Source organism: Mesorhizobium sp. WSM4820 (assembly GCF_055811075.1).
Window position 1 is genome coordinate 14441 of record NZ_JBVVQN010000009.1, and the last position, 25135, is coordinate 39575.

The window sequence follows — 25135 nt, forward strand, 5'->3', positions numbered from 1 at the left end:
CGCGAGGAGAGGGTAAGGGTGAGGGGCAGCGCCACCCTCAAAAAATGATCGCCTAGCGCGTAAAACTCTGGGCGTTGCCGGCGTCGACATTGACGATATTGCCGGTCGACTTGGCCGACATGTCGGAGGCGAAGAAATAGATCGCCTCGGCGATGTCTTCGGGGAACACCGAACGCTTCAGCATCGAGCGCGAGCGGTAGTGTTCCTCAAGGTCGTCAGTCGACATCTTGTAGGCGGCGGCGCGCTGTTCCTTCCACTCGCCGGTCCAGATCTTCGAGCCGCGCAGCACGGCGTCGGGATTGACGACATTGACCCTGATCTGCGCTTCCGCGCCTTCCAGCGCCAGGCAGCGCGCCAGATGGATTTCGGCGGCCTTGGCGGTGCAATAGGCTGCGGCATTGGGCGAGGCGGCAAGCCCGTTCTTGGAGGCGACGAAGACGACATTGCCGCCGATCTTCTGCGCCCGAAACAGCCGGAATGCTTCTCGCGACGCGAGGAAATAGCCGGTCGACAAGATGTCCATGTTCTTGTTCCACAGCGCCAGCGTCGTCTCCTCGATCGGCGCCGAGGTTGCCAGGCCGGCATTCGACACCAGGATGTCGATGCCGCCGAACTCGACAGCCGTCTCGGCGAAACCGGAGATCACCTGGTCCTCTGACGTGACGTCGATCACCACCGGCCGCACGAAATCCTTGCCATGGGCCTTGGCCAATTCGTCATTGGCGCTGGCAAGGGCGGTCTCGTCGATGTCGGCCAGCACGACGCAGGCGCCCTCGCGCAGCAGCCGGTTGGCCGTCGCCCGGCCGATGCCGCCGGCGCCGCCGGTGACCAGCGCGATCTGGCCGGCAAGCGCTTTCGCCTTGGGCAGGCGCTGCAGCTTCGCCTCTTCGAGCAGCCAGTATTCGATGTCGAAGGCTTCCTGCTCGGGCAGGCCGACATAGGTCGACACTGTCGAGGCACCGCGCATGACATTGATGGCATTGACGTAGAATTCGCCCGAAATGCGCGCCGTCGCCTTGTCGCCGGCGAAGGTGAACATGCCGACGCCGGGCATCAGATAGACCACGGCGTTCGGATCACGCACCGGCGGCGAATCCGCATGCTTGCACCTGTCATAATAGGCCTGGTAGCCATCGCGATACTCTGCCAAATCGTCGGCGAGACGGGCGATGACGGCGTCGACATCAGGATTTTTGGGGTCGAATTCGATGACCAGCGGCCGGATCTTGGTGCGCAGGAAATGATCCGGGCAGGAGGTGCCGAGCGCCGCCAGCGGGCGCAAATCCTTCGAATTGACGAATTCGAGCACGGCCGGCGAATCGTCGAAATGGCCGAGCTTGTGGCTTTTCTCCGAGATCAGGCCGCGGATCCTCGGCATCAGCCTTGCCGCCACGGCGCGACGCGCCGGCGCGTCGAGCGATTTGACGACTTCGCCGCCGAAGATCGGCTTGCCTTCAGACTTGCGCTCGAACCAGTCGATCGCCTGGTTGATCACCGAGATCGTCGTCTCGTAGCATTCCTTTGGAGTGTCGCCCCAGGTGAACAGGCCATGGCTTGCCAGCACAACGCCCTTGGCCTCAGGGTTTTCGGAGCAGAATTTTTCCAGCCACAGGCCGAGCTCGAAGCCCGGACGCTTCCATGGCAGCCAGCCGATCGCGTCACCGAAGATCTCCCTGGTCAGCGCCTGCGAATCCTTGGCGGCGGCAATCGCGATGATGGCGTCGGGATGCATGTGGTCGACATGCGGCTTCGGCACGAAGGCGTGCAGCGGCGTGTCGATCGAGGCCGCGCGTGGGTTAAGATTGAAGGTGCAATGGGGCAGATAGGCGACCATCTCGTCCTCATGCTCGAGGCCGCGATAGAGACCCTTAAGTGCGCGCAACTTGTCCATGTAGAGGGTGGCGAAACCGTCTGTTTTAATCGAGGCGCTGTCGCCGCCGGATCCCTTCACCCAAAGCACTTCCACGCTTTCGCCGGTGAGCGGATCCTTTTGCCAGATCTTGGAAGAGGTGTTGCCGCCGCCATAGTTGGTGACGCGCTTGTCGGAGCCAAGAACATTCGAGCGATAGACGAGACGTTCCGGCTCGCTCATTCCCAGGGCTGTCGCCTCATCCCAAAGATTGGCGAGGCGCGTGCCGGAGCGCTTGTCAAGCATAGGTAATCCTCCCGTGACGTGAGACGCGCAAACGGTGCGGTCCCTTTGGGCCGAATTTCTACGCAAGCGGCGGCGTTGTCAATCACAAACGATCAACATCGATCATATTGCACTGCACAATGAATTTATCTGATTGGAAATGATTGACACTGCGCGTTTTGAGTGCCTAGATGTGCTGGCAGGGAGGAACCATGCACGAAAAAGAGCGCCACAGGATCATTTTGTCCGCCGTCCAGGAAAAGCCTGTGGTGACGGTGCAGGAGATGGTCGACCTGACGGATTCATCCGAGGCGACGATCCGGCGCGACATCGCCGCACTGCATGTGCAAAAGCGCCTGCGCCGGGTGCGTGGCGGCGCCGAGGCGATCACCCCGCCGCAATTCATCGGCCTTGCCGGCCGGCCTTTTTCCGTCAACGAGACGATCAACGCTGCGCAGAAGCGGGCGATCGCGCGGGACGCCGTGGAACTGTGCAAGGACGGCGAGCCGATCATCATCAATGGCGGCACCACCACCTTCCAGATGGTGCATTTCCTGACCGGTCGCCGCATGCCGATCTTCACCAATTCCTTTCCGATCGCCGAGCACCTGCTCAAGCACTCCAAGAACACGGTGATGCTGTCGGGCGGCACCATCTACCGCGAGCAGAACATCATCCTGTCGCCCTTCGACAATGACGTGACGCGCAATTTCTATGCGCGCCGCATGTTCATGGGCGCGCAAGGGCTCGGGCCACTCGGCCTGATGGAAGGCGATCCGCTGCTGATCCAGGCCGAGCAGAAACTGATCGATCAGGCCGACGAACTGGTGGTGCTGGTCGACTCGTCAAAATTCCGCAAACGCTCGAGCCTGATCCTGTGCGGCCTGTCGCGCATTGCCACGGTCATCACCGACGACGGCATCGAGGATCGCGAGGCCAAGATGTTGGAGGCCGCCGGTGTGACGCTGGTCGTCGCCCGCACAACGGCAGGCAATAGGGAAGAATCTTCGCTGCAGGCCTGAGGGTTCGCAGCGGCGATGGAATGCAACACTCAAGGGAGGATATTCGATGAGCTTTCTGAAGAAATTGATGGTTACGGCGGCGTTCTCCGCCGCCATCTTCGTGAATGCGGCCTATGCCGAGAACGTCAAGATCGCGCTGGTGGTGAAGTCGCTCGGCAACGGCTTCTTCGATGCCGCCAACAAGGGCGCCGAAGAGGCGGCCAAGGAACTCGGCGACGTCGATATCATCTACACCGGCCCGACCAAGGCGACCGCCGAAGCGCAGATCGAGGTGATCAATTCGCTGATCGCCCAAAAGGTCAACGCGATCGCCATTTCGGCCAATGACGCCGACGCGCTGGTGCCGGCGCTGAAGAAGGCGATGGATCGCGGCATCACCGTCATCTCGTGGGATTCCGGCGTCGCTCCGGAAGGCCGCCAGCTCCACCTCAACCCGTCGGACACCAACCTGATCGGCGAAACCATCATCAAGCTTGCCGCCGACTATTTGCCGGAAGGCGGCGATGTCGCCATACTGTCGGCTTCGTCGACCGCGACCAACCAGAACGCCTGGATCGAAGCGGCCAAGAAGGTGCTGCCGGAGAAATTCCCCAAGATCAATCTCGTCGCCACCGTCTATGGCGACGACGACTCGGCCAAGAGCACGGACGAGGCCAAGGGCCTGCTGAAATCCTATCCGAACCTCAAGGCGATCATCGCACCGACCACCGTCGGCGTCGTGGCCGCCGCCCAGGTGGTGACCGACCAGGGCCTGATCGGCAAGGTCAATGTCACCGGCCTGGCGCTGCCGTCGGAGTTCAAGAAGTTCATCGACAACGGCGCCAGCCAGGCTGTCGCACTGTGGAACCCGATCGATCTCGGCTACTCGGCCGTCTACCTCGCCCATGATCTGGCGGTGAAGAAGGAAGAAGCCAAGCCGGGTGCGACGCTGTCGATCGGCCGTGTCGGCAAGGTCACCCTCGACGACACCAACTCGGCCGCGATGGCTCCGCCCTTCAAGTTCGACAAGTCGAACATCGAAGAGTTCTCCAAGATCTATTGATCCTGGAGCCCTTCAAGCCGGCGCGGCGGAGCTCAAGTTCCGCCGCGTCCTCAAACGGACCTTGCTTAAGGGCTTGATACGACTATGGACACGACAGCCCAACTCGACCCGACCACTGAGCAGCCTTTGGCTGCGGCTCCGCGCCTGACCCTGGCCGGCATCTCGAAGAGTTTTCCCGGCGTGCGCGCGCTGCATGATGTCAGCCTGTCGCTCTACCCAGGCCAGGTGACCGCGCTGATCGGCGAGAACGGCGCCGGCAAGTCGACGCTGGTCAAGATCATGACAGGCATCTACCAGCCTGATACAGGCACGATCAGCATCGATGGCCAGGCCGTGACCTTGCCCAGCGCGCATGCCGCCTTCGGGCACGGCATCACCGCCATCCACCAGGAAACCGTGCTGTTCGACGACCTGACGGTGGCCGAGAACATCTTTCTCGGCCATGCGCCGCGATCGCGCGTCGGCACCATCGACTGGCGCACCATGCGCAAGAATGCCCGTGAAGTACTGAACACCATGGGCGCCGGCCACATCGACGCCGATGCGCGGCTGAAGGATCTCGGCATCGCCAACAAGCACCTCGTCGCAGTCGCCCGCGCCATGTCGATCGACGCCCAGATCGTCATTATGGACGAGCCGACCGCAGCGCTGTCGCTGAAGGAGATCGAGGAGCTGTTTTTGCTGGTCGAGTTCCTGAAGAGCGAAGGCAAGGCGATCCTGTTCATCAGCCACAAGTTCGACGAGATCTATCGCATCGCCGACCGTTACACGGTGTTCCGCGACGGCGAGATGATCGGCGAAGGCCTGATCAGGGATGCCGGCCAGAGCCAGATCGTGCGCATGATGGTCGGCCGCGCCGTCGACCACATCTTTCCGCAGCGCAAGGCCGAGATCGGCGCGCCGGTGCTTGCCGTCTCCGGCCTGTCGCACCCGACCGAGTTCGACGACATCGGCTTCGAGCTGCACAGAGGCGAGATCCTCGGCTTCTACGGCCTTGTCGGCGCCGGGCGCAGCGAGGTGATGCAGGCGATATCAGGCATCACCCGCACCAGCAGCGGCACCATCACGCTGGAAGGCAAGGCGATCATGCCGAAATCGGCGGCGGATTCGATCGACGCCGGCATCGTTTACGTGCCGGAAGAACGCGGCAAGCAAGGCGTGGTGATCGGCCTGCCGATCTTCCAGAATATCTCGCTGCCCTCGCTCAAGCGCACATCCAAGTCAGGTGTGTTGCAGCTGGCCGAAGAGTTCGCGCTAGCCCGTTCCTATACCGAGCGGCTCGATCTGCGCGCCGCCTCGCTCAGCCAGGACGTCGGCACTTTGTCGGGCGGCAACCAGCAGAAGATCGTCATCGCCAAATGGCTGGCGACCGCGCCCAAGGTGATCATCCTCGACGAGCCGACCAAAGGCATCGACATCGGCTCGAAGGCCGCCGTGCACGGCTTCATGGCCGAGCTGGTCGCTCAAGGGTTGTCGGTGATCATGGTGTCGTCCGAACTGCCCGAGATCCTTGGCATGTCCGACCGGGTTGTGGTCATGCGCGAGGGCCGCATCGCCTCGATCTATGACAACAAGAAGCTCGACGCCGAGACGCTGGTCAAGACGGCAGCAGGGATCGCAGCATGAAGGCTTTTCTGAAGTATCGCGAAGTCTGGCTGCTCGCGGCAATCGTCGTGCTGATCGGGCTGATCTCGATGCGCTTTCCGGGTTTTGCCAATCCGGCCAATCTGCGCCAGGTGTTCAACGACACCTCGATCCTGATGATCCTGGCGCTGGGGCAGGTGGTGGTGATCCTGACCCGCTCGATCGACCTGTCGATGGCCTCCAACCTGTGCTTCACCGGCATGGTGGTGGCGATGCTGAACGCAGCGCATCCGGCAATCCCGATCCCGCTGCTGATCGTCATCGCACTTCTGGTCGGCCTGGTGCTCGGCGCCATCAACGGTTTTTTGGTATGGCGCCTGAACATTCCTTCGATCGTGGTGACGCTCGGCACGCTCACCATCTATCGCGGCGCCACCTTCGTCATTTCAGGCGGCGCCTGGGTCAATGCCGATCAGATGAGCCCTGATTTCATTGGGCTGCAGCGTGCGGCCTTTCTCGGCATTCCGGTGCTGTCGTGGATCGCCATACTGGTCATCGCCTTGTTCTTCCTGTTGATGACGCGCACCGCGCTCGGCCGCTCGATCTATGCCATCGGCGTCAATCCAACCGCATCGGTCTACGCCGGCATCGATGTCGGCCGCACCAAGTTCATCGTCTTCTGCATCTCGGGGATGGCCGCCGGTCTGTGCGGCTATCTCTGGATCTCGCGCTATGTCATCGCCTCGGTCGAGGTCGCCAATGGCTACGAGCTCAACATCATCGCCGCCTGCGTCATCGGCGGCATCTCGATCGCCGGCGGCATCGGCTCGGTCGGCGGCGCGGTGCTTGGCGCGCTGTTCCTCGGCATCATCTCCAACGCGCTGCCGGTCATCAACATCTCGCCGTTCTGGCAGATGGCGATTTCGGGCAGCGCCATCATCCTGGCCGTGGTGCTCAACGCGCGCGGCGAACGCCGGCAAGGCCGCATCATCCTCAAGAAGGCGGAAGCGGCATGACCGACACCCCAGCCCCGCGCCACATTCCCGACCGGCTCGACACGCCGCTCAACTCGGCGATCTTCTCGTGGGAGGCGCTGCTGGTCGCGGTGGCGGTCGCCATCTTTGCCGTCAACAGCTTCGCCTCGCCCTATTTCCTCGACGCGTGGTCGCTGTCGGACCTGACCTTCAACTTCACCGAGAAGGCGCTGATCGCGCTCGCCATGGCGCTGCTGATCATTTCCGGAGAGATCGACCTGTCGGTCGCCGCCATCATTGCGCTGGCCTCGACGATGATGGGCATGGCGGTGCAGGCCGGCGCCGGCACGCCGGTGCTGGTGGCGATCGGCATCCTGGTCGGGCTCGGCTGCGGCGCCTTCAACGGGCTGCTCGTCACCAGGCTCGGCCTGCCGTCGATCGTCGTCACCATCGGCACGATGAGCCTGTTTCGCGGCATCGCCTTCATCGTCCTCGGCGACCAGGCCTACAAAGGCTATCCCTCCAGCTTCGCCTTCTTCGGCCAGGGCTATGTCTGGTGGGTGGTGTCGTTCGAGCTGACGCTGTTCCTCGTCGCGGCGGTCATCTACTGGTTCCTTCTGCACCGGACCAGCTTCGGCCGCCGCGTCTTCGCCATCGGCAACAACCCGGTCGCGGCACAGTTTTCCGGCGTGCGTGTCGGCCGCATCAAGTTCATCCTGTTCTGCCTGACCGGGCTGATGGCGGGCATCGCCTCGGTGCTGATCACCTCGCGGCTCGGCTCGACCCGGCCATCGATCGCGCAAGGCTATGAATTGGAAGTCATCACCATGGTGGTGCTGGGTGGCGTCAGCATCCTGGGCGGCGCCGGCAGCATTTTGGGCGTGGTGCTCGCCGCCTTCATCATGGGGCTGGTGACTTTCGGCCTGGGGCTGCTCAATGTGCCCGGCATAGTCATGTCGATCTTCATCGGCCTGCTGCTGATCATCGTCATCGCGCTGCCCATCGTCTGGCGGCGGGTGCGGCGGGAGCGTTTTACCTGATGGCCGAGAAATACGCGTTCAAGATGAAGCTCAATCCCGGCATGAAGGCCGAATACAAAAGGCGTCATGACGAGATCTGGCCGTCGCTGGTCGCACTGCTGAAACAGGCCGGCGTTTCCGACTATTCGATCCATCTCGACGATGAGACCAACACCTTGTTCGGCGTGCTGTGGCGGCGCGACGGCCACGGCATGGACGAATTGCCGAAGCACAAGGTGATGCAGCGCTGGTGGGCTGAAATGGCCAACATCATGGAGACCAGGCCTGATAACGAGCCGGTGGCGGTGCCGCTGGAAACAATGTTCCATATGGAATGACCCGCCACGTCGCCGTCATCGATATCGGCAAGACCAACGCCAAGGTGGCGCTGGTCGATCTCGCCGATGTACGCGAAATCGCGCTGCGCCGCATGGCGAACGCGCCTGTCCTTGACGGTCCCTACCCGCACCACGATGTCGAGCTTCTGTGGTCGTTCATCCTCGACAGCCTCGCCGAGATCAATCGCGAACAGCGCATCGACGCGATTTCGATCACCACCCATGGCGCGACGGGCGTGCTGGTGGACACTGCCGGCGAGTTGGCGCTGCCGGTGCTCGACTATGAATTTGCCGGGCCCGACACCCTTGCCGAGGACTATGATACGAACCGTCCGGCCTTCGCCGAGACGGGCACGCCGCGCCTGCCGGTCGGCCTCAATCTCGGCGCGCAGCTGTTCTGGCAGCAGAAGCGCTTCCCGGCGGAGTTCGCCAAGGCCGCCGCGATGCTGATGTACCCGCAATACTGGGCCTTGCGCCTGACCGGCGTCGCCGCCAACGAAGTGACTTCGCTTGGCTGCCACACCGATCTGTGGAACCCGTGGAAGGCCGATTTTTCGTCGCTGGTCGACAAGATGCAATGGCGTCATCTGATGGCGCCGGTGCGGCCGGCGAAAGATCGCCTTGGCCCGATCCTGCCCGCGCTTGCGATACGGACCGGGCTTGATCCGCAAACGCCGGTGTTTTGCGGCTTGCACGATTCCAACGCCTCGCTGCTGCCGCATCTCCTGTCCGATACGCCGCCGTTCTCGGTCGTCTCGACCGGCACCTGGGTGGTGTCGATGGCGGTTGGCGGCAACAAGATCGCGCTCGACCCGGCCCGCGACTCGCTCGTCAACGTCAACGCGCTCGGTGATCCGGTGCCGTCGGCGCGTTTCATGGGCGGCCGTGAGTTTTCGCTGCTGACGGAAGGCCAATCGGAAGACTGGACCGAAGCGGATATCGCCACAGCGCTCGCGCGGAAGACGTCCCTGATGCCTTCGACCCAACAGGGTTCGGGGCCGTTCCCGTATCACAGGGCAGCATGGCTCGACGCCGACGGCATCAACGGCGGCCAGCGCTTTGCCGCCATCTCTTTCTACCTGGCGCTGATGACCGCGACCTGCCTCGAACTGATCGACGCCGGCGGCCCGACGACCGTCGAGGGGCCGTTCGCCCGCAACCGGCTTTTCACGCGCATGCTCGCTGCAGCGACGGCGCGTGCCGTCATCGCGTCGGAGGCCGCAACCGGCACCAGCATTGGCGCCGCCCTGTTGGCGTCGGACCAAGGAACGGTACAAGGCGCCGGCGAAAGGTTCGAACCGCCGGTCGACCCGGCCTGGGCGGATTACGCACGTTCATGGCGCGCGGCGGTCGACGCACAGGGCTGATCACAAAATCCGCTTGCCAAACGCCGACATGACGAAATTGACCGTTTCCGCCGCCAATCGCGGTTCCAGAGCTGATGTCAGGCCGGAAACGTCCATCGACAACAGCCCGCCGGACAACGCGATCGCCTCCATGGCCTGGTGCGTTTCGCGCACCGTAATGCCGCCGGAGCCTGCCGCCCAGCCGGCGAATTCGGTCACCTCAGGCGTATAGCTGACATGAAAGCCTTGCGTGCCGGAGCTGGCGATGCGGATCGCCTCGTGCATCACGTCGCGCATGCCCATGGCGTCGATGTCGGTCATGGTGAAGGCGCAGACGCGCGAATCCTTCAGCACCCGGGCCTCGGCCGGATCTGCATGGCGCAAACCGACAATGACGACGTTTTCCGGCGACAGTTGTGGCTGCAGCGCGCCGGGCTTGTGATCGAGGCCGAGCGCCCGCGCCAGCACCGAAGCTTCCGGCAGGTCGATGCCGTCTTCGTCCTCGGGCATCAGCCCAGCGATGGAATCGATCCAGATCAGGCCAAACGAGTGCGTCGCCCGCGCGGTCGCCGTCAGCGCCGTGTGGGCGATGCGCCGGTCGCTGCCGGCGGTGAGCCGGACCAGGCCGGACGGCGGCCGCTCGATATCGGCCAGTTCGACGACATCGAAATTCATCGCCTCCAGCCGGGCGCCGGTCGCCTCCCTGGCCAGGATGCCGGCCGCCGCCGGTTCGGCAGATATCGACACCATCTTGCGGCCGGAGAAATCCTCGACATCGTGCATTGGCGCCTTTTCGACATATTCCGAGGTCATTGCCAGCAGCATGGCGCCATAGCTCATGCGGAAGGCGACACGATCGCCGACGGCGGGTGGCGGCTCGGCATCGGTCACGTCGAGAAGCAGATGGTCGCTGGAGGCGCCAAGCACCCGCACGCCCTTGGCAATCGGCGTCAAACCTTCGATCAAGACATCCTCGCGGCCGATATTGGCGATGGCGCGCAACCGGTCGCCATCGTCGGCAAACACCGGCTGGTTGCCGAAAGCGTCGTAGCCGGATTGGCCGATCGGCCGCGACGGCTTCAGCTTGACCTCGATGATGTCGCTGGTCAGCCGGCAGGCATCGGGTTCGAGTTCGGCCCATGGCGTGTCGCGAAAAGTCTCGACGCCACCCTGCAGGATCGCCTCGCCGACCCGCAGATTGTTGATGCCGGCGGGCAGCCTGCCTTCGAGCAGCAGCGTCAGCGACGATGACGCGCCGCCCGAGATCCAGTCGAGCCTTGCACCGGACAGGCGCTCGGTCTTGTAGGCATGGGCAACGAGCTGTCCGAGATTTTCCTGCGTCGGCATGATGGCGCCGAAGCAGCCGAGATTGGTGCCGATGCCGGCGATGCGCACGCCGCTGAGCGCCAGTATCTGTTCGACCGTCGGAATGAGGTCGTTCGGCCAGATACCTTCCCTGAGGTCGCCAAGATCGATCATCAGCATGATGTCGTGGACGCGGTCCATACGCTCGGCGATGCGCGATAGTTCGCGGATGGTGGCGAGTTCGGATTGCAGGCTGATGTCGACGGTGCGCACAACCTCCTCGATGCGTGCCATCGGCGGACTGCGCAGCAGCATGATCGGGGCGGTGATGCCGCTGTCGCGCAGCCGGCGGATGTTTTCGAAGCGCGATTCGGCGATGCCGGCGACGCCGCCGCGCAGCATGGCGCGCGCCACCTGCGGCATGCCGCAGGTGCCCTTGGTAACGCCGAACACCCTGATGCCGGACAGGGCGCAGCGGTCGACGATGGTGCGCGCATTGCGCTCGATGCGGCCAAGGTCGATGGCGACTTGCGGTCCCGACATTTTTCTACTCAGAATTTGTGCACGGTATTAGACGCATTATCTTCCCGGTGCCGACACGACGATTAATTCTCCCTCAATTGACATAGACCAGCCCTTGCGGGTCGATCTCCGGCTTGCGGCCGGCGACCACATCGGCAAGGAATTTTCCGGAGCCGCAGGCCATGGTCCAGCCGACATGGCCGTGGCCGGTATCGAGATAGAGATTGCTGTAGCGCGCCCGGCCGATGACCGGGACCGAGTTCGGCATCATCGGCCGCAGACCGGCCCAGAGCTCGGCCTTGTTCTCGTCGAAGGCGCCCGGGAAAAGCTCCTTGCCGGTCCTGAACATGGCGGCGAAATCGCTCGGCTTGTGGCTGCGGTCGAAGCCGGTGAACTCGGCGGTCGAAGCAAGCCGCAGCCGGTTGCCGAGCCTGGAATAGCCGATAAGCTGATCCTCGTCGGCGCCGCCCATGGTCGGGCCCTTGCTCTCGTCCTCCAGCGGCACGGTCGCGGTATAGCCCTTGACCGGATAGACCGGCAGGTCGACGCCGTAGCGGCGGCCGAGCAGCCCGCTCTCCGGTCCCATCGAGATGACCACGGCGTCGGCTGTTATTGGGCCGGCCGAGGTCATCACCGCGCGCACCCGATCGCCTTCGATGTCGAGGCCTTCGACCGTCGTGCCGTAGAGGAACTGGACGCCGAGTTTCTCGGCGGCATAGGCAGCGAGGTTTCGGGTGAATTGGCTGGAGTCGCCGGTCTGGTCGATCGGCGAATAGACGCCGCCGGCTATTCTGTCCCTGGCCCCGGCAAGGCCGGGCTCGATCTCGACCAGCCGGTCGCGGCCGACGATCTCGATCGGCAGACCGTGCTCGGCGAGATAGCGGTAATTGTCGGTGCCGGTATCAAAACTCTGCTGCGAGCGGAAGAAATAGAGAACGCCCTTCTTGCGCTCGTCATAGTGAATGCCGGTGTCGGCCGAGATGGCGTTGATGCAGTCGCGCGAATAAAGCGCCAGGCGCAGCTTGATGTCGGTGTTGGCGCGCAGTCGCGCATGCGTGCATTGGCGCAGGAAGCGCAGACTCCAGGCGAAGAAATAAGGATCGAAGCGCAGCCGCACCTTGATGCCGAGATCGTGGTTGTAGAGCGCGCGCAAAAACGTCCTCAGCGCAGCGGGCGAGGCCCAGGCGGTGGCGTCGCCGGGCGACACCAGGCCCGCATTCGATTGGCTGGTGCCTCGCGCCGCCATCGGATGGCGCTCGATCACGGTCACCTCGTGGCCGTCGCTCGCCAGATAGTAGGCCGCCGCCGTGCCGACGACGCCCGCGCCAAGGACCAATATCTTCATGCCGCCCCCAAAGGATCAGACGCGGCCGAAACGCCTCCACGTTTCAGCCGCACAGCTCCTTAAATAGCGCTTCTACGCTCGACCTACGAGCCCACGGAGGAAAAACCGGGACTTCAGCTCCGCGCCGAATTCTTGCCGGTCAGGATACGCTCCCAAGCCAGCGCGTCGGCGACGATCCGGTCGAGGTCATCGCGTTGCGGGATCCAGCCGAGCTCGCGGCGCGCCAGCTCCGAATTGGCGACCACCGCCGCCGCGTCGCCCGCACGGCGCTCGCCGATCCGTACGTCGAAATCACGGCCAAAGACGCGGCGCACGCTGTCGATAACTTCGAGCACCGAATAGCCGTGGCTGTAGCCGCAATTGGCGACGAGGCTTTTCCCCCCGGCGCGCAGCCGTTCCAGCGCCAGCCGATGCGCCGCCGCCAGATCGCTGACATGTATGTAGTCGCGCATGCAAGTGCCGTCGGGCGTCGGATAGTCGGTGCCGAACACCTCCATGAAGGGCCGCTTGCCGAGCGCCGTCTCGCAGGCGACCTTGATCAGATGCGTGGCGCCCGGCGTCGACTGGCCGGTGCGGCCCCTCGGATCGGCGCCGGCGACGTTGAAGTAGCGCAACGCCGTATAGCGCAAGCCGTGGGCGATTGCGGCGTCGCGCAGCATCCATTCGCTCATCAGCTTGGACAGGCCATAGGGCGATTCCGGTGCAAGGCGCGCATCCTCGCGCACCGGCTCCAGCCCGGCGCCGCCATAGACGGCGGCGGTCGAGGAAAAGATGAAATTGGGCACGCCTTCGCGCACCGCGGTCTCGATCAGTGTGCGCGTTTTGCAGGTGTTGTTCTCGTAATAGCCGAGCGGGTCGGCGACCGATTCGGGAACCACGATGGAGCCGGCAAAATGGATGATCGCATCGACATGATTGTCGCGGATGACCCCGCCGACCAGCTCCTTGTCGGCGACATCGCCGACGACAAGCTTTGCCTCCGGCGCCACGGCCCATTCGAAGCCGGTCGAAAGCCGGTCGAGGACGACAACGCTCTCGCCCGCGTCCAGCAGTTCCCAGACCATATGGCTGCCGATATAGCCAGCGCCGCCTGTCACCAAAGCCGTCATCCGTGTCCTCGCTGCTCAAGATTTGTCGGAAGCTGTCTCAACACCCGCCTTACTGGAAAGCCTGCCACCAGGCCATTAGTCCATGTCCATCAGTGCCTGCGGTAACCAGTCTCATCGGCGCATGGCATCGTCCTGAAACAAAATTGATCCACATCAAGGGAATAGGCCATGATCCGTGGCCGTTAGGAACAGGCTTGGGGCGTGGCATTTTGACCAAAAAGGCCAAGTAGACGGCGAATAGGGCAATGATTATGATCCCACGCAAAAATTGGGAAGCCGAAATGAACTATCAGCGGTTCTTCGAAGACGCGATCGACCAGCTCCACGCCGAGCGTCGCTATCGCATCTTCGCCGACCTCGAGCGCATCGTGGGGAACTTCCCACGCGCCATCTGGCGCGCCAACGGCCGCGCCCAGGAAATCACCGTCTGGTGCTCCAACGACTATCTCGGCATGGGCCAGCATCCCGACGTCATCGCCGCGATGCAGAACGCCGCCGGCAAGATGGGATCCGGCGCCGGTGGCACCCGCAACATCTCCGGCACCAGCAATCCGCTGGTCGAGCTCGAACTGGAACTGGCCGACCTGCACGACAAGGAAGCCGCGCTCGTCTTTACCTCCGGCTTCGTCTCCAACGAAGCTTCGATCTCGACCATTGCGCGGCTGCTGCCCAACTGCCTGATCGTCTCGGACGAGTTGAACCACGCCTCGATGATCGAGGGCGTGCGGCGTTCGGGCGCCGAGAAGAAGATCTTCCGCCACAACGACGTTGCGCATCTCGAAAGCCTGCTGCAGGCGGCGGGCCGCGAGCGCGCCAAGTTGATCGTCTTCGAGAGCGTCTATTCGATGGATGGCGATATCGCGCCGATCAAACAGATCGTCGAACTTGCCGAGCGCTACAACGCCATGACCTATATCGACGAGGTGCATGCCGTCGGCATGTACGGACCGCGCGGCGGCGGCATCACCGAGCGCGAAGGGCTGGCCGACCGTATCGACATCATCGAAGGCACGCTGGCCAAGGCGTTCGGCACGCTCGGCGGCTATATCACCGGCACAAGTGCGGTGATCGATGCCGTGCGCTCCTATGCGCCGGGCTTCATCTTCACCACGGCGCTGCCGCCGGCCATTGCCGCCGCGGCGACCACGTCGATCCGCCATCTCAAGCGCTCACAGGCCGAACGCGCCGCGCAGCAGCGCCAGGCGACGCGGACGAAGCAGGTTCTTACCGCCGCGGGCCTGCCGGTGATGGACTCCGCTACCCACATCGTGCCGCTGCTCGTCGGCGATCCCGAACTGTGCAAGATGGCCAGCGACCGCCTGCTCGGCGTCCACGGCATCTACATCCAGCCGATCAACTACCCGACCGTGCCGCGCGGCACCGAACGGCTGCGCATCACCCCGACGCCATTCCATTCGGATCAGCTGATCGCGGCGCTTCAGGACGCGCTGGTCGAGACCTGGGATGCCTTGGGCATCTCTTACGGTTCTGCGGGCCGGCCGGCGGTGAGGGAAAGCGACCGCGTCATTCCGCTGCTGGTGCCGAAGTCCGGCGGCTGAGCTTCCGCTACCTTCGTCTTCCTAGGGCGTAGCAAGGAGCGAAGCGACGCGGCGCGGCCAAGGAGTGCAACGGTTCGCAGCTGTCCGGCTTGGCGCGGACCTCAACAACCTCACACACTTTTCATCCACTTCGCCAGCCGGTGCGCGGCCTCCTCGAGCTGGTCGAGGCGGCGGTGGAAGCATAGCCTGAGGAAGGCTTCGCCGCCGGGACCGAATGCGGTTCCGGGCGCTAGGCCGACATTGGCGCGGTCGACGATGTCGAAGGCGGCGGCGCGTGAATCCGTGATGCCGTCGACTGCGAAGAACAGATAGAACGCGCCCTGCGGCACGGTAAAGCGTGCCCTGCCGGTCGCAGCCAGGATGCCGCAGACCAGGTCACGCGCCGCCCTCGCCCGCTCCACCTGCTCGACGATGAAGGCGTCGCCTTCGTCGAGCGCGACGACGGCGCCGCGCTGCATGAACTGGGCAACGCCGGAGGTCGAATACTGGACCAGGTTCTCGAACACCTGCTGCAGGCAGGGATGGACCTTGATCCAGCCGACCCGCCAGCCGGTCATCGACCAGTTCTTGGAAAAACTGTTGACGAACAGGATGCGATCCTCGTCGGCCATGATGTCGATGAAGGACGGCGCGCGGCTGTCGCCGTAGTGGAACAGCGAATAGATCTCGTCGGCGATGATCCACAGCCCCCGTTCGCGGGCAAGGTCGAGGATCGCCTGCAGCGTCTGCCTGTCGGCGGTCCAACCGGTCGGGTTGGACGGTGTGTTGACGAACAGCGCCTTTGTCCTTGGCGTGATCGCCGCCTCGATCTTGCCGATGTCGCAGGACCAGCCATTGCCGGACTGGTCGAGCGTGACTGCGACCGGGACGGCGCCCGCCACGCCGGCGGCTGCGGCGAAGTTCGGCCAGGCCGGCGACAGATAGACGACCTCGTCGCCATTGCCGGCGACAGCGTCGAGCGCCAGCTGGATGGCATGCATGCCAGAGCCGGTGACGATGAATTCTTGCTCGGCGAAGCTCTTGCCGAAATGCCTGATGTAATAGCGGGCGAGCGCCTGCCGCAGTTCGGGGATGCCTTTCTGCCAGGTATAAAAGGTTTCGCCGCCGGCCAGCGCCCGGGCAGCGGCATCGGTGATGAAGGCGGGCGTCGGCAGGTCGCCCTCGCCGGCCCAGAGCGGGATCATGCCGTCGCGGTCGCGGCCGCGGTTCATGACGGCGACAATGCCGCTTTCGGGCGCGGCCCGGGCCTCGGCGCGCAAATTCTCGATCAGGGTCATGGATGGATCCGTTTTTCGCCTTCCGGACAGCTAGCGTGTTTTGCGACAGGCGAAAATAGAAAACCCCGGCCGAAATCGACCGGGGGTTTGGTCCAGAGATCTTGCCCCTGCGCTATTTCCTGGCGAGGAGATCGCGAATTTCGGTGAGCAGCGCGACATCGGCCGGCGGAGCAGCAGCAGGCGCAACGGGCTTCTCACGCTCCAGCCGCCTGCGCAGATCGTTCACCGCTTTGATCATCAGGAAGATGATGAAGGCGAGGATGATGAAGTTCAGCGCCACGGTGATGAAACTGCCATAGGCGAAGACTGCGCCCTGCCTCTTGGCTTCCGCCAGCGATGTGGCGTTGACCGCTGAGGACAAGGGCAGGAAATAATTGTTGAAGTCGAGTCCGCCGAAAATCGCCCCGATTATCGGCATGATGATGTCGTTGACTAGGGAATCGACGATCTTGCCGAAGGCGGCGCCGATGATGACGCCGACGGCCAGGTCCATGACATTGCCCCTGGAAATGAATTCCTGGAATTCTTTCAGCATCCGACCCTCCTTCTCCTGACGGGCCAGGCCGCCGCCTCTGCCCGCTTCGTTCGGCCCCGCTTCATTCCCCCCACTGGCACAATAGCAAAAACCTACGGTTGCAGCATCGGCAAAAGACCGGTTCCGGCCAAAATTTCCCGAAGCCGCAGCCATCCTGCGCCGAAAGCCGCGATGGACTTGATCGCCAAGCTGTGATTGCGTCTCAGCAGGCCGGATGCAAAAACCGGCAAGGGAGGATTTTTGGGCCGTGCAGGGCTGGTTCATCGTCATCATCGCGATCGCCTATGTGACGTTGCTGTTCGTCATCGCCAGCCTCGGCGACCAACGCTCGACGACATCCGGGCCTGACCGAGCCCGGCCCTTCATCTATGCGCTCAGCCTGGCGATCTACTGCACCTCCTGGACCTTCTTCGGTTCGGTCGGCCTTTCCTCCGAGCGCGGCCTCGAATTCCTCGGCATCTATATCGGCCCGGTGCTGGTGTTCGTGTTCGGCTTTCCGCTGCTTCGGCGCATCGTCAGGCTGGCCAAGACAGAGAAGATCACTTCGATCGCCGACTTCCTCGGCGCCCGCTACGGCAAGAGTTTTGCCGTGGCAGCGATCGCCACGCTGATCGCGACGATCGGCGCGGTGCCTTACATGGCACTGCAGTTGAAGGCGATTTCCGGCTCGGTCAGCCTGATGGTCGAGCATTATACCGGCTCGCCGCCTTCGTTCGATCCATTCGTCAGCGACATCTCGCTGGTCGTCGCCATGCTGCTTGCGCTATTTGCGGTGCTGTTCGGCACGCGCCACGCCGACGCCACCGAACACCAGGACGGGCTGGTGCTGGCGGTAGCGGTCGAAACTGTGGTCAAGCTCGCCGCCTTCCTGGCGATCGGCCTGATGGTGACCTTCCTGATCTTCGGCGGCCCGGGCGATATGGTCGACAAGCTCGCCGAGAATTCGCAAGTTCAGCAAGCGATGAGCTACAGCACCTCGCTCGCAACCTGGCTGGTGCTGACGTGTTTGAGCGGTTTCGCCATCATCATGCTGCCGCGCCAGTTCTATGTCACCATCGTCGAGAACCGCAGCGAGGCCGAACTGCGCACCGCGACATGGGTGTTTCCGCTCTATCTGGTGGCGATCAACCTTTTCGTGCTGCCGATCGCGCTCGCCGGCCTGGCGCTGGTCGGCACCAGGACCAGCAGCGACCTCTATGTCCTGTCGCTGCCGCTGCTCAGCGGTCACGATGTGTTGGCTATGGCGGCGTTCATCGGCGGCCTGTCGGCGGCGACCGCGATGGTGATCGTCGAAAGCGTCGCGCTGTCGATCATGATCTCCAACGATCTCGTCATTCCACTGTTTGTGCGTCGCCTGCTCAAGACCACGACATCCGAGAACGAGGACTGGTCAGCGCTCATCCTCAACGTGCGACGGGCGGCGATCTTCATCATGCTGTTCGTCGCCTTCCTCTACTATCGCGAGAGCACCAACAGCGCGCGGCTCTCCTCGATCGGCCTGATGTCGTTCGCCGCGATCGCGCAGTTCGCGCCGGCCTTGGTCGGCGGGCTGATCTGGCGCGGCGCCAACGGCAGGGGGGCGGCGCTCGGCATGGTCGCCGGCATCGTCGTCTGGAGCTATACGCTGCTGCTTCCTTCGCTCGCCGCGTCCGATACCGGCATCGTCGTCCACGGCCTGTTCGGTTTCGAAGCGTTGCGGCCGCAAGCATTGTTCGGCACCGTCGCCGAGCCGCTGAACCACGGTGTCCTGTGGAGCCTGTCGGTCAACACGCTGTTCTTCGTGCTAGGCTCGCTGTCGCGCGCGTCGGTGCCGCTGGAGCGCATCCAGGCGTCGATTTTCGTGCCGCGCGAGGCGAGCCCGATGCCGAGCCTGCGCCGCTTCCGCACCACCGTCACCGTCAACGACCTCAAGGACACCATCGCGCGCTATCTCGGCGTCGAACGCACTGAACGGTCGTTTCAGTCGTTCGAAAAGAGCAACGGCGCTTCGCTGCACGGCAACGAGCAGGCCAGCATGGACGTCATCCGTTTCTCCGAGCAGCTTCTGGCAAGTGCCGTCGGCTCCTCTTCGGCGCGGCTCATCCTGTCGCTGCTGCTGCGCCGCAATGATCGAGAGGCGAAGGACGCCTTTCGCCTGCTCGACGACGCCACCGAAGCGCTGCAGCACAACCGCGACCTGCTGCAGATCGCGCTCGACCAGATGGGACAGGGCATCACCGTCTTCGACAGGGATTTCCGGCTGATCTGCTGGAACCGCCAATATCGGGCGCTGTTCGACCTGCCCGACGAGATGGGCCAGGTCGGCGTCTCGCTCGATCGCATCCTGCGCCACCTTGCCGAGCGCGGCGATATTCCGGCCGACCAGCGGGTGGCGATGCTCAACCGCCTCACCAGCTTCGTCAGCCCCTGGCAGATGGAGCTGAAGACCAGCGGCCGCATCCTGGAATTGCGCTCCAACCCGATGCCGGATGGCGGCATCGTTGCCACCTATGCCGACATTTCCGGGCGCGTCGAGCAGGACCTGGCGCTGAAGCGCGCCAATGAAACGCTCGAACAGCGCGTCAAGAACCGCACCGTCGAACTGACCCGCGTCAACGAGGAGCTGGCACAGGCGCAGATGCTGGCGGAGGAGGCCAATCTCGGCAAGACCCGCTTCCTCGCTGCCGCCGGCCATGACATCCTGCAACCGCTGAACGCTGCTCGTCTCTATTGCTCGTCGCTGATCGAAAAGGCCGGCAAGGGACCTGCGGGCAAGGCCGCGATCAACATCGAATCCTCGCTGGAATCGGTCGAGACCATTCTCGGCGCAGTCCTCGACATTTCCCGTCTCGACGCCGGCGCGATGAAACCGGACGACACGGCCTTCAGCCTGGACGGACTGCTGCGCCAGATCGGCAACGACTTTCAGCCGCTTGCCGCCGAGAAGAAACTCAGCCTGACGATCATGCCATCGTCGCTCAGTGTGACGACTGACCGCAATCTGTTGCGCCGCCTGATCCAGAACCTCGTATCCAATGCCATCAAATACACCCGCCATGGCCGCATCCTGGTCGGCGTGCGGCGGCGCGGCGAACTGGCCGAGATACAGGTGATCGACACCGGCATCGGCATTGCCGCCGACAAGCTGAACACGGTCTTTCACGAATTCACCCGGCTCGATGAGGGCGCCCGCGAAGCCGAAGGCCTGGGGCTCGGCCTTTCGATCGTCGACCGCATCGCTCGTGTCTTGCGCCTCGAACTCCAGATATTTTCAAGCCCGAGCAAGGGCACACGCTTTTCCGTCGTCCTGCCGGTCGCGGCAGTGCAGGAGCCGCGGCGCGAGATCGAGGCCAAGGCGCCGGTCCGCACGGCTGCTTCGCTTGCCGGGCTCCGCGTGCTCTGCATCGACAACGACGCCCGCATCCTCGACGGCATGCGGCTGCTGCTCGAAGGCTGGGGCTGCAGCGTCGACACGTTTGCCGGCTCGAGGGATCTGGAGGGGTCCGGCATGCGTCGGCCCGACATCGTGCTTGCCGACTATCATCTCGACGGCGAGACCGGCCTTGACGCCATCGCCAAACTGCGCGCTATCCATGGCCATGACATGCCGGCGGTGCTGGTCACCGCCGACCGCTCGAGCGAGGTGCGCGCCAGCGCCGGCAGGCTCGACGTGCCGGTGATCAACAAGCCGCTCAAACCAGCGGTGCTGCGCTCGATGATGGCGAGGGTCAGACCGCTGGCGTCGGCAGCCGAGTAGCGCCGGAGGTCAGCCGGCCGCCGCCAGCGGGTCGCTGCCGATCTTGGACAGCAGGATCACCGCCTGGGTGCGGCTGTCGACGCCAAGCTTCTGCAGAATGGCCGAGACATGCGCCTTGATCGTCGCTTCGGAGACACCGAGCTCGTAGGCGATCTGCTTGTTGAGCAGACCTTCGGCCAGCATGCCGAGCACGCGCGTCTGCTGCGGCGTCAGCGTCTGCAGCCGCTTGATCAGATCGGATATCTCGGGATCGCGCTCGACGCCGAGATCGATGCCGGTGGGCGCAGCGATGTCGCCGGCAAGCACCGACTGCACGGCGCTGCGGATCTCGTCCATGCTGGCCGATTTGGAGATGAAACCCGAAGCGCCAAGGTCGAGCGCGCGCCGGATGGTCACCGGATCGTCATGCGCCGACACCACCACCAGCGGCACTGTCGGATGGATGCCGCGCAGCGAGATCAGGCCGGAAAGGCCGCTCGCGCCCGGCATCGACAGGTCGAGCAGCACCAGATCGACGTCCTCATTGGCCACGACCAGCGCCTTGGCGCTTTCGAAATCGCCGGCCTCATGAATGCCGGCGACGTCGCCGATGCCGGCAAGCGCCTCTCTCAGCGCGCCGCGAAAAAGCGGATGATCGTCAGCGATGACGAAAGTATAGCCTGACGGCACATGGCCCTCCCCGAATCCCATTGGTGATTGTCTGCTTCTTGCGGGATCAGTCGAACGATTATGCGGCGATATCAGCCGTTTTCAAGCGGCAAGCCGGTGCGCCGGGCTTCCCCGGTGAACGGTGCTCAGGTTTTTTGCGAATTGGGCTTGGCGCCATCCTCGCCGCTGTCCTTTTCCATGTCCTTGACGATGCCCATGAAGCCGCGCAGGAAGCGCTCCATGTAGCTCATCGTCTTGTTGAAATCCTCCTCGCTGGGCAATGTCGACTCAAAGCGGGCGGCAAGCGAGTTCTCGAGCTTGACGACGCGCTGGTCGAGCGCCTTCACCGAATTTTGCAGCCGGTCGATCTCGTCCTGGAAGGCGGCGCGTTCATCGGCCGCCATCTTGCAGACGAGCTGGCCGGAACGCTCCTCACAGATCGACATCGCACCGGTCTGCGTGTCCATGCGGACATAGCCGGTGGCCGACTTTTCCAACCGGTAGCGGTCGGCTTCCTCGGAAAAGGCTGATGCCGCGACGAGCGAGACGAGGGCTGCAGGGATCAAGACGTGCTGCGGACGCATATTGTTTGTCCTCCATAGGCCAGTAAGCGCAATCTTATCGCATGTTTGCGCCGGAAATGGGGAAGAACCCTGGCCTTTACCTTGACGCAGGTTCCTGTCGGAAAACCGTGTGACACTTTTCCGGAACCTGCTTGCCTCTTCCCCGTACGATTGGTTCGGACTATAGCGCAACCATGTCTCAGCTTATCTACAAGATAGTACCTGAACCGCTGTGGCGCGAGGCCGAAAGAAATCGCCGCTTCACCGGCGCGCCGATCGATGTCGCCGACGGCTTCATTCATTTTTCCACCGCCGGCCAGGCTAGGGAAACCGCGGCAAAACACTTTGCCGGCCGGACCGGGCTGCTGCTGGTCGCCGTCGATGGCGCCAGACTGGGTGATGCGCTGAAATACGAGGTCTCGCGCGGTGGTGCGCTGTTCCCGCATCTTTACGGCCCGCTCGACCTCAACGCCGTCGTCTGGGTGCAACCATTGCCGCTCGGCACCGATGGCCTGCACCAATTCCCGACGCTGGAGGCCGAATGAGCGTGCTCGACCGGCTCGGCCAGAGGTTCCTGTTCGCATTCGATCCAGAAGCCGCCCACGGCCTGTCGATCGCGGCGCTGAAATGCGGGCTGCCGATAGGCGGGAGACCCGTGCGCGACGACAGGCTGAAAGTCAGCGTCTGCGGCATCGATTTCCCCAATCCGCTCGGCATGGCCGCCGGCTACGACAAGAACGCCGAGGTTCCCGATGCGCTGCTTGGCCTTGGCTTCGGCTTTGCCGAGGTCGGCACGATCACGCCGCTGCCGCAGGCCGGCAACCCGAAGCCGCGCATTTTCCGGCTGACATCAGACGACGCGGTGATCAACCGGCTGGGCTTCAACAACGAGGGTCACGCGGCCGCCGAACAACGGCTTGCCGCCCGCAAGCGCCGCGCCGGCATCGTCGGCGTCAATATCGGCGCCAACAAGGACAGCACAGACCGCGTCGGTGACTTTGAACGCGGCGTTGCCAGGTTTGCGCCCTACGCCAGCTATCTGACGATCAACATCTCCTCGCCGAACACGCCGGGCCTGCGCAACATGCAGGCGCGTGAACAGCTTGGCGAGTTGCTGTCGCGCGTCGTGGCCGCACGTGCGGCAGCGGCCGCGCAGCCGGTCATCTTTCTGAAGATCGCGCCGGATCTGGTCGAGGCCGAACTGGAGGACATCGCCGCCGAGGTCGCCGAGAAAGCAATAGACGGCGTCATCGTCTCCAACACCACCATCGCGCGGCCGCGGCTGCGCAGCGCCGATCTTGCCGGCGAGACCGGCGGGCTTTCGGGAAAACCGCTGTTCGAGCGCTCGACGATCGTGCTGGCAAAGATGCGCAAACTGCTTGGCCCGGACCCCGCCATCATCGGCGTCGGCGGCGTCGATTCCGCCGAGACGGCGCTCGAAAAGATCCGCGCCGGCGCCGATCTCGTCCAGCTCTATACCGGCATGATCTATGCCGGGCCGGCACTGCCGGGCCGCATTCTTGCCGGCATGGCCCGGTTCGCCGACATGCAACGGCTCAAATCACTGCGCGAGTTGCGCGATACCAGTCTCGAGCGATGGGCGTCCAAGCCGCTCTAACCCGAAGTCGCCCTAAAAAGCACCTGCCGCTCATGCCCCTGCAGATCGTTCATCATCCCGACTACGACGCCGGTTTTGCCGTCAATCATCGTTTTCCGATGAGCAAATACAAGCTGCTGATGGAAGCCTTGGGCGCGCGCGGACTGGCCGGCCACGCCGCGCTCAACATGCCCGAGCCGGCGCCGGCATCATGGCTGAAGCTTGCCCATGCCGCCGGCTATGTCGACCAGGTGCTGGCCTGCGAAGTGCCAGAAAAAATCGAGCGCGAGATCGGCTTTCCGGTAGGCCCGCGCGTCTCGCTCAGGGCGCAGCTCGCAACGGGTGGCACCGTGCTGGCGGCGCGGCTGGCGTTGCTGAACGGCATCGCCTGCAATACCGCCGGCGGCAGCCATCATGCGCGGCGCGCGCAAGGCGCCGGCTTCTGCACCTTCAATGATGTTGCGGTGGCTTCACTGGTGCTGCTTGCCGAAGCCGTCGCCGACAATATCCTGATCGTCGATCTCGACGTGCATCAGGGTGACGGCACGGCCGACATTTTGGGCGCTGAACGGCGCGTTTTCACCTTTTCCATGCATGGCGATCGTAACTATCCGACGCGCAAGATCGCTTCCGACCTCGATATCGCCCTGCCCGACGGCATCGGCGATGCGGCCTATCTCGAAAGGTTGGGCGGCATCCTGCCGGAACTCACCGCCAGGGCGCGCTGGGACATCGTTTTCTACAATGCCGGGGTCGACGTTCATGCCGAGGACCGGCTCGGCAGGTTGTCGCTGTCGAACGACGGGCTGCGTGCGCGCGACGACATGGTGATCCGTCATTTCCGCGCGCTCGGCATCCCGGTCTGCGGCGTTATCGGCGGCGGCTATTCGACTGACGTGGCGGCTTTGGCCGCGCGCCACGCGATCCTGTTCGAAACGGCCTCAGGCTTCGCCTAACCGCCTTACGGTTTTGGCCTCGAACCGGCTTCCGCTATCGCACGCTAACCTTCGGTTCGGCGTCTGCTCTATTTCCGGTAGTTGGCGATCCTGAGCAGGATGAAGGCTGGAATGACGATCGCCGCGCCGAGAAGGATGTAGCCGAGGAAACGGTCAATAGCGCGGAAGCCGAGGTTCCAGAGATCGACGAAGACATTGCGGATGCCGTAGAGCACATCCATCGGCGACCAGCCGAAAGCGTTCATGACAAGGCCGACGAGGAACGACAGCACCAGCAGCTTCAGGAGCACCCGGAGCGGCGTGTCGCCGAGAAAGCGCGTCAGTGCGGACAAGGCGTGTCTCCAGATTCGGTTGCCCCGATTCGGGCACAACTCCAGAAATACGCACTTGGCCGCCCGGCATCAAGGCGATCGCTCAGTTGCTCCCGTCGGCGCTTTGCCGAATTGTGCTCTTGACACTTATGTTGCAGTGCAGCAAAATTGGGCGACAGAGGGTAACCAGTTGATATCGAACTGCCAGACTCA

General features: G+C 63.6%; 21 protein-coding genes. 12 read left to right on the plus strand and 9 right to left on the minus strand.

The genetic code is table 11. The annotated features are described in order from the left end of the window. Positions 1-52 precede the first annotated feature (52 nt). On the minus strand, positions 53-2155 hold the full coding sequence (locus AC0L2R_RS15990; protein WP_473510116.1) for a bifunctional rhamnulose-1-phosphate aldolase/short-chain dehydrogenase: 2103 nt from the start codon (positions 2153-2155) through the stop codon (positions 53-55). 191 nt (positions 2156-2346) lie between these two features. Here AC0L2R_RS15990 and AC0L2R_RS15995 point away from each other — a divergent pair, with 191 nt between their 5' ends. From AC0L2R_RS15995 to AC0L2R_RS16025, 7 genes are all read left to right on the plus strand, one after another. Beyond that, complete coding sequence (locus AC0L2R_RS15995) at positions 2347-3156, plus strand: DeoR/GlpR family DNA-binding transcription regulator (RefSeq protein ID WP_027155512.1); 810 nt, start codon at positions 2347-2349, stop codon at positions 3154-3156. 46 nt (positions 3157-3202) lie between these two features. Continuing rightward, complete coding sequence (gene rhaS / locus AC0L2R_RS16000) at positions 3203-4198, plus strand: rhamnose ABC transporter substrate-binding protein (RefSeq protein WP_023803287.1); 996 nt, start codon at positions 3203-3205, stop codon at positions 4196-4198. An 84-nt stretch (positions 4199-4282) separates the two neighbouring features. Continuing rightward, a complete protein-coding gene (locus AC0L2R_RS16005) occupies positions 4283-5824 on the plus strand; it encodes a sugar ABC transporter ATP-binding protein (protein ID WP_091600245.1) in 1542 nt (513 codons plus the stop codon). Continuing rightward, positions 5821-6798 carry an ABC transporter permease gene (locus tag AC0L2R_RS16010; RefSeq protein ID WP_473510119.1) on the plus strand — a complete coding sequence of 326 codons (978 nt, stop codon included), beginning with the start codon at positions 5821-5823 and terminating at the stop codon, positions 6796-6798. The genes AC0L2R_RS16005 and AC0L2R_RS16010 overlap by 4 nt, the downstream gene beginning before the upstream one ends. Next, entirely contained in the window at positions 6795-7796 is a 1002-nt protein-coding gene (locus tag AC0L2R_RS16015) for an ABC transporter permease (protein ID WP_023803290.1), read from the plus strand. The genes AC0L2R_RS16010 and AC0L2R_RS16015 overlap by 4 nt, the downstream gene beginning before the upstream one ends. After that, the gene (gene rhaM / locus AC0L2R_RS16020; RefSeq protein WP_473510120.1) at positions 7796-8113 is read left to right on the plus strand and encodes an L-rhamnose mutarotase; all 318 of its coding nucleotides are present in this window, start codon (positions 7796-7798) and stop codon (positions 8111-8113) included. The genes AC0L2R_RS16015 and rhaM overlap by 1 nt, the downstream gene beginning before the upstream one ends. Beyond that, positions 8110-9480 (plus strand): FGGY-family carbohydrate kinase, encoded by a 1371-nt coding sequence (locus tag AC0L2R_RS16025; protein ID WP_473510122.1) that lies wholly within the window; start codon positions 8110-8112, stop codon positions 9478-9480. Before rhaM ends, AC0L2R_RS16025 begins: the two co-directional genes overlap by 4 nt. Here AC0L2R_RS16025 and AC0L2R_RS16030 read toward each other — a convergent pair whose 3' ends face one another. The 3 genes from AC0L2R_RS16030 to galE form a co-directional block, all read right to left on the minus strand. Continuing rightward, a complete protein-coding gene (locus AC0L2R_RS16030; RefSeq protein ID WP_473510124.1) occupies positions 9481-11307 on the minus strand; it encodes an alanine racemase in 1827 nt (608 codons plus the stop codon). A 73-nt stretch (positions 11308-11380) separates the two neighbouring features. Beyond that, complete coding sequence (locus tag AC0L2R_RS16035; protein ID WP_473510125.1) at positions 11381-12631, minus strand: D-amino acid dehydrogenase; 1251 nt, start codon at positions 12629-12631, stop codon at positions 11381-11383. A gap of 113 nt (positions 12632-12744) precedes the next feature. Further along, positions 12745-13740, minus strand: a complete 996-nt coding sequence (gene galE, locus AC0L2R_RS16040) for a UDP-glucose 4-epimerase GalE (RefSeq protein ID WP_473510127.1) — start codon at positions 13738-13740, stop codon at positions 12745-12747. A gap of 281 nt (positions 13741-14021) precedes the next feature. On the opposite strand from galE, the gene hemA reads away from it, so the two are divergent. Further along, on the plus strand, positions 14022-15299 hold the full coding sequence (hemA, locus tag AC0L2R_RS16045; protein WP_077376755.1) for a 5-aminolevulinate synthase: 1278 nt from the start codon (positions 14022-14024) through the stop codon (positions 15297-15299). A 110-nt stretch (positions 15300-15409) separates the two neighbouring features. Here hemA and AC0L2R_RS16050 read toward each other — a convergent pair whose 3' ends face one another. Together AC0L2R_RS16050 and mscL are read right to left on the minus strand one after the other, a co-directional pair. Beyond that, positions 15410-16576, minus strand: a complete 1167-nt coding sequence (locus tag AC0L2R_RS16050) for a pyridoxal phosphate-dependent aminotransferase (protein WP_128185244.1) — start codon at positions 16574-16576, stop codon at positions 15410-15412. A 112-nt stretch (positions 16577-16688) separates the two neighbouring features. Continuing rightward, a complete protein-coding gene (gene mscL / locus AC0L2R_RS16055) occupies positions 16689-17111 on the minus strand; it encodes a large conductance mechanosensitive channel protein MscL (protein ID WP_023803298.1) in 423 nt (140 codons plus the stop codon). 247 nt (positions 17112-17358) lie between these two features. On the opposite strand from mscL, the gene AC0L2R_RS16060 reads away from it, so the two are divergent. Beyond that, positions 17359-20847, plus strand: a complete 3489-nt coding sequence (locus AC0L2R_RS16060) for a hybrid sensor histidine kinase/response regulator (RefSeq protein WP_473510359.1) — start codon at positions 17359-17361, stop codon at positions 20845-20847. Between the two features lie 9 nt (positions 20848-20856). On the opposite strand, the gene AC0L2R_RS16065 is transcribed toward AC0L2R_RS16060, so the two are convergent. After that, the gene (locus AC0L2R_RS16065) at positions 20857-21516 is read right to left on the minus strand and encodes a response regulator transcription factor (protein WP_287055843.1); all 660 of its coding nucleotides are present in this window, start codon (positions 21514-21516) and stop codon (positions 20857-20859) included. A gap of 125 nt (positions 21517-21641) precedes the next feature. After that, positions 21642-22079, minus strand: a complete 438-nt coding sequence (locus AC0L2R_RS16070; protein WP_128169125.1) for a hypothetical protein — start codon at positions 22077-22079, stop codon at positions 21642-21644. A gap of 173 nt (positions 22080-22252) precedes the next feature. On the opposite strand from AC0L2R_RS16070, the gene AC0L2R_RS16075 reads away from it, so the two are divergent. The 3 genes from AC0L2R_RS16075 to AC0L2R_RS16085 are packed head-to-tail and all read left to right on the plus strand — an operon-like array spanning position 22253 to position 24611. Further along, a complete protein-coding gene (locus AC0L2R_RS16075; RefSeq protein ID WP_473510129.1) occupies positions 22253-22603 on the plus strand; it encodes a DUF952 domain-containing protein in 351 nt (116 codons plus the stop codon). Next, complete coding sequence (locus AC0L2R_RS16080) at positions 22600-23676, plus strand: quinone-dependent dihydroorotate dehydrogenase (protein ID WP_473510131.1); 1077 nt, start codon at positions 22600-22602, stop codon at positions 23674-23676. Before AC0L2R_RS16075 ends, AC0L2R_RS16080 begins: the two co-directional genes overlap by 4 nt. Positions 23677-23708: 32 nt before the next feature. After that, positions 23709-24611: a histone deacetylase family protein gene (locus AC0L2R_RS16085; RefSeq protein WP_473510132.1), complete on the plus strand. Its 903-nt coding sequence runs from the start codon at positions 23709-23711 to the stop codon at positions 24609-24611. Between the two features lie 68 nt (positions 24612-24679). Here the strand turns inward: AC0L2R_RS16085 and AC0L2R_RS16090 are convergent, their stop codons facing one another. Then, on the minus strand, positions 24680-24943 hold the full coding sequence (locus AC0L2R_RS16090) for a DUF6460 domain-containing protein (RefSeq protein WP_027155530.1): 264 nt from the start codon (positions 24941-24943) through the stop codon (positions 24680-24682). Positions 24944-25135: the final 192 nt, after the last annotated feature.

Bases quoted from the DNA above. Each gene is read 5' to 3' on its own strand.
- AC0L2R_RS15990 (WP_473510116.1), bottom strand. From the start codon at position 2,155: ATGCTTGACAAGCGCTCCGGCACGCGCCTCGCCAATCTTTGGGATGAG.
- AC0L2R_RS15995 (WP_027155512.1), top strand. From the start codon at position 2,347: ATGCACGAAAAAGAGCGCCACAGGATCATTTTGTCCGCCGTCCAGGAA.
- rhaS (WP_023803287.1), top strand. From the start codon at position 3,203: ATGAGCTTTCTGAAGAAATTGATGGTTACGGCGGCGTTCTCCGCCGCC.
- AC0L2R_RS16005 (WP_091600245.1), top strand. From the start codon at position 4,283: ATGGACACGACAGCCCAACTCGACCCGACCACTGAGCAGCCTTTGGCT.
- AC0L2R_RS16010 (WP_473510119.1), top strand. From the start codon at position 5,821: ATGAAGGCTTTTCTGAAGTATCGCGAAGTCTGGCTGCTCGCGGCAATC.
- AC0L2R_RS16015 (WP_023803290.1), top strand. From the start codon at position 6,795: ATGACCGACACCCCAGCCCCGCGCCACATTCCCGACCGGCTCGACACG.
- rhaM (WP_473510120.1), top strand. From the start codon at position 7,796: ATGGCCGAGAAATACGCGTTCAAGATGAAGCTCAATCCCGGCATGAAG.
- AC0L2R_RS16025 (WP_473510122.1), top strand. From the start codon at position 8,110: ATGACCCGCCACGTCGCCGTCATCGATATCGGCAAGACCAACGCCAAG.
- AC0L2R_RS16030 (WP_473510124.1), bottom strand. From the start codon at position 11,307: ATGTCGGGACCGCAAGTCGCCATCGACCTTGGCCGCATCGAGCGCAAT.
- AC0L2R_RS16035 (WP_473510125.1), bottom strand. From the start codon at position 12,631: ATGAAGATATTGGTCCTTGGCGCGGGCGTCGTCGGCACGGCGGCGGCC.
- galE (WP_473510127.1), bottom strand. From the start codon at position 13,740: ATGACGGCTTTGGTGACAGGCGGCGCTGGCTATATCGGCAGCCATATG.
- hemA (WP_077376755.1), top strand. From the start codon at position 14,022: ATGAACTATCAGCGGTTCTTCGAAGACGCGATCGACCAGCTCCACGCC.
- AC0L2R_RS16050 (WP_128185244.1), bottom strand. From the start codon at position 16,576: ATGACCCTGATCGAGAATTTGCGCGCCGAGGCCCGGGCCGCGCCCGAA.
- mscL (WP_023803298.1), bottom strand. From the start codon at position 17,111: ATGCTGAAAGAATTCCAGGAATTCATTTCCAGGGGCAATGTCATGGAC.
- AC0L2R_RS16070 (WP_128169125.1), bottom strand. From the start codon at position 22,079: ATGCGTCCGCAGCACGTCTTGATCCCTGCAGCCCTCGTCTCGCTCGTC.
- AC0L2R_RS16075 (WP_473510129.1), top strand. From the start codon at position 22,253: ATGTCTCAGCTTATCTACAAGATAGTACCTGAACCGCTGTGGCGCGAG.
- AC0L2R_RS16080 (WP_473510131.1), top strand. From the start codon at position 22,600: ATGAGCGTGCTCGACCGGCTCGGCCAGAGGTTCCTGTTCGCATTCGAT.
- AC0L2R_RS16085 (WP_473510132.1), top strand. From the start codon at position 23,709: ATGCCCCTGCAGATCGTTCATCATCCCGACTACGACGCCGGTTTTGCC.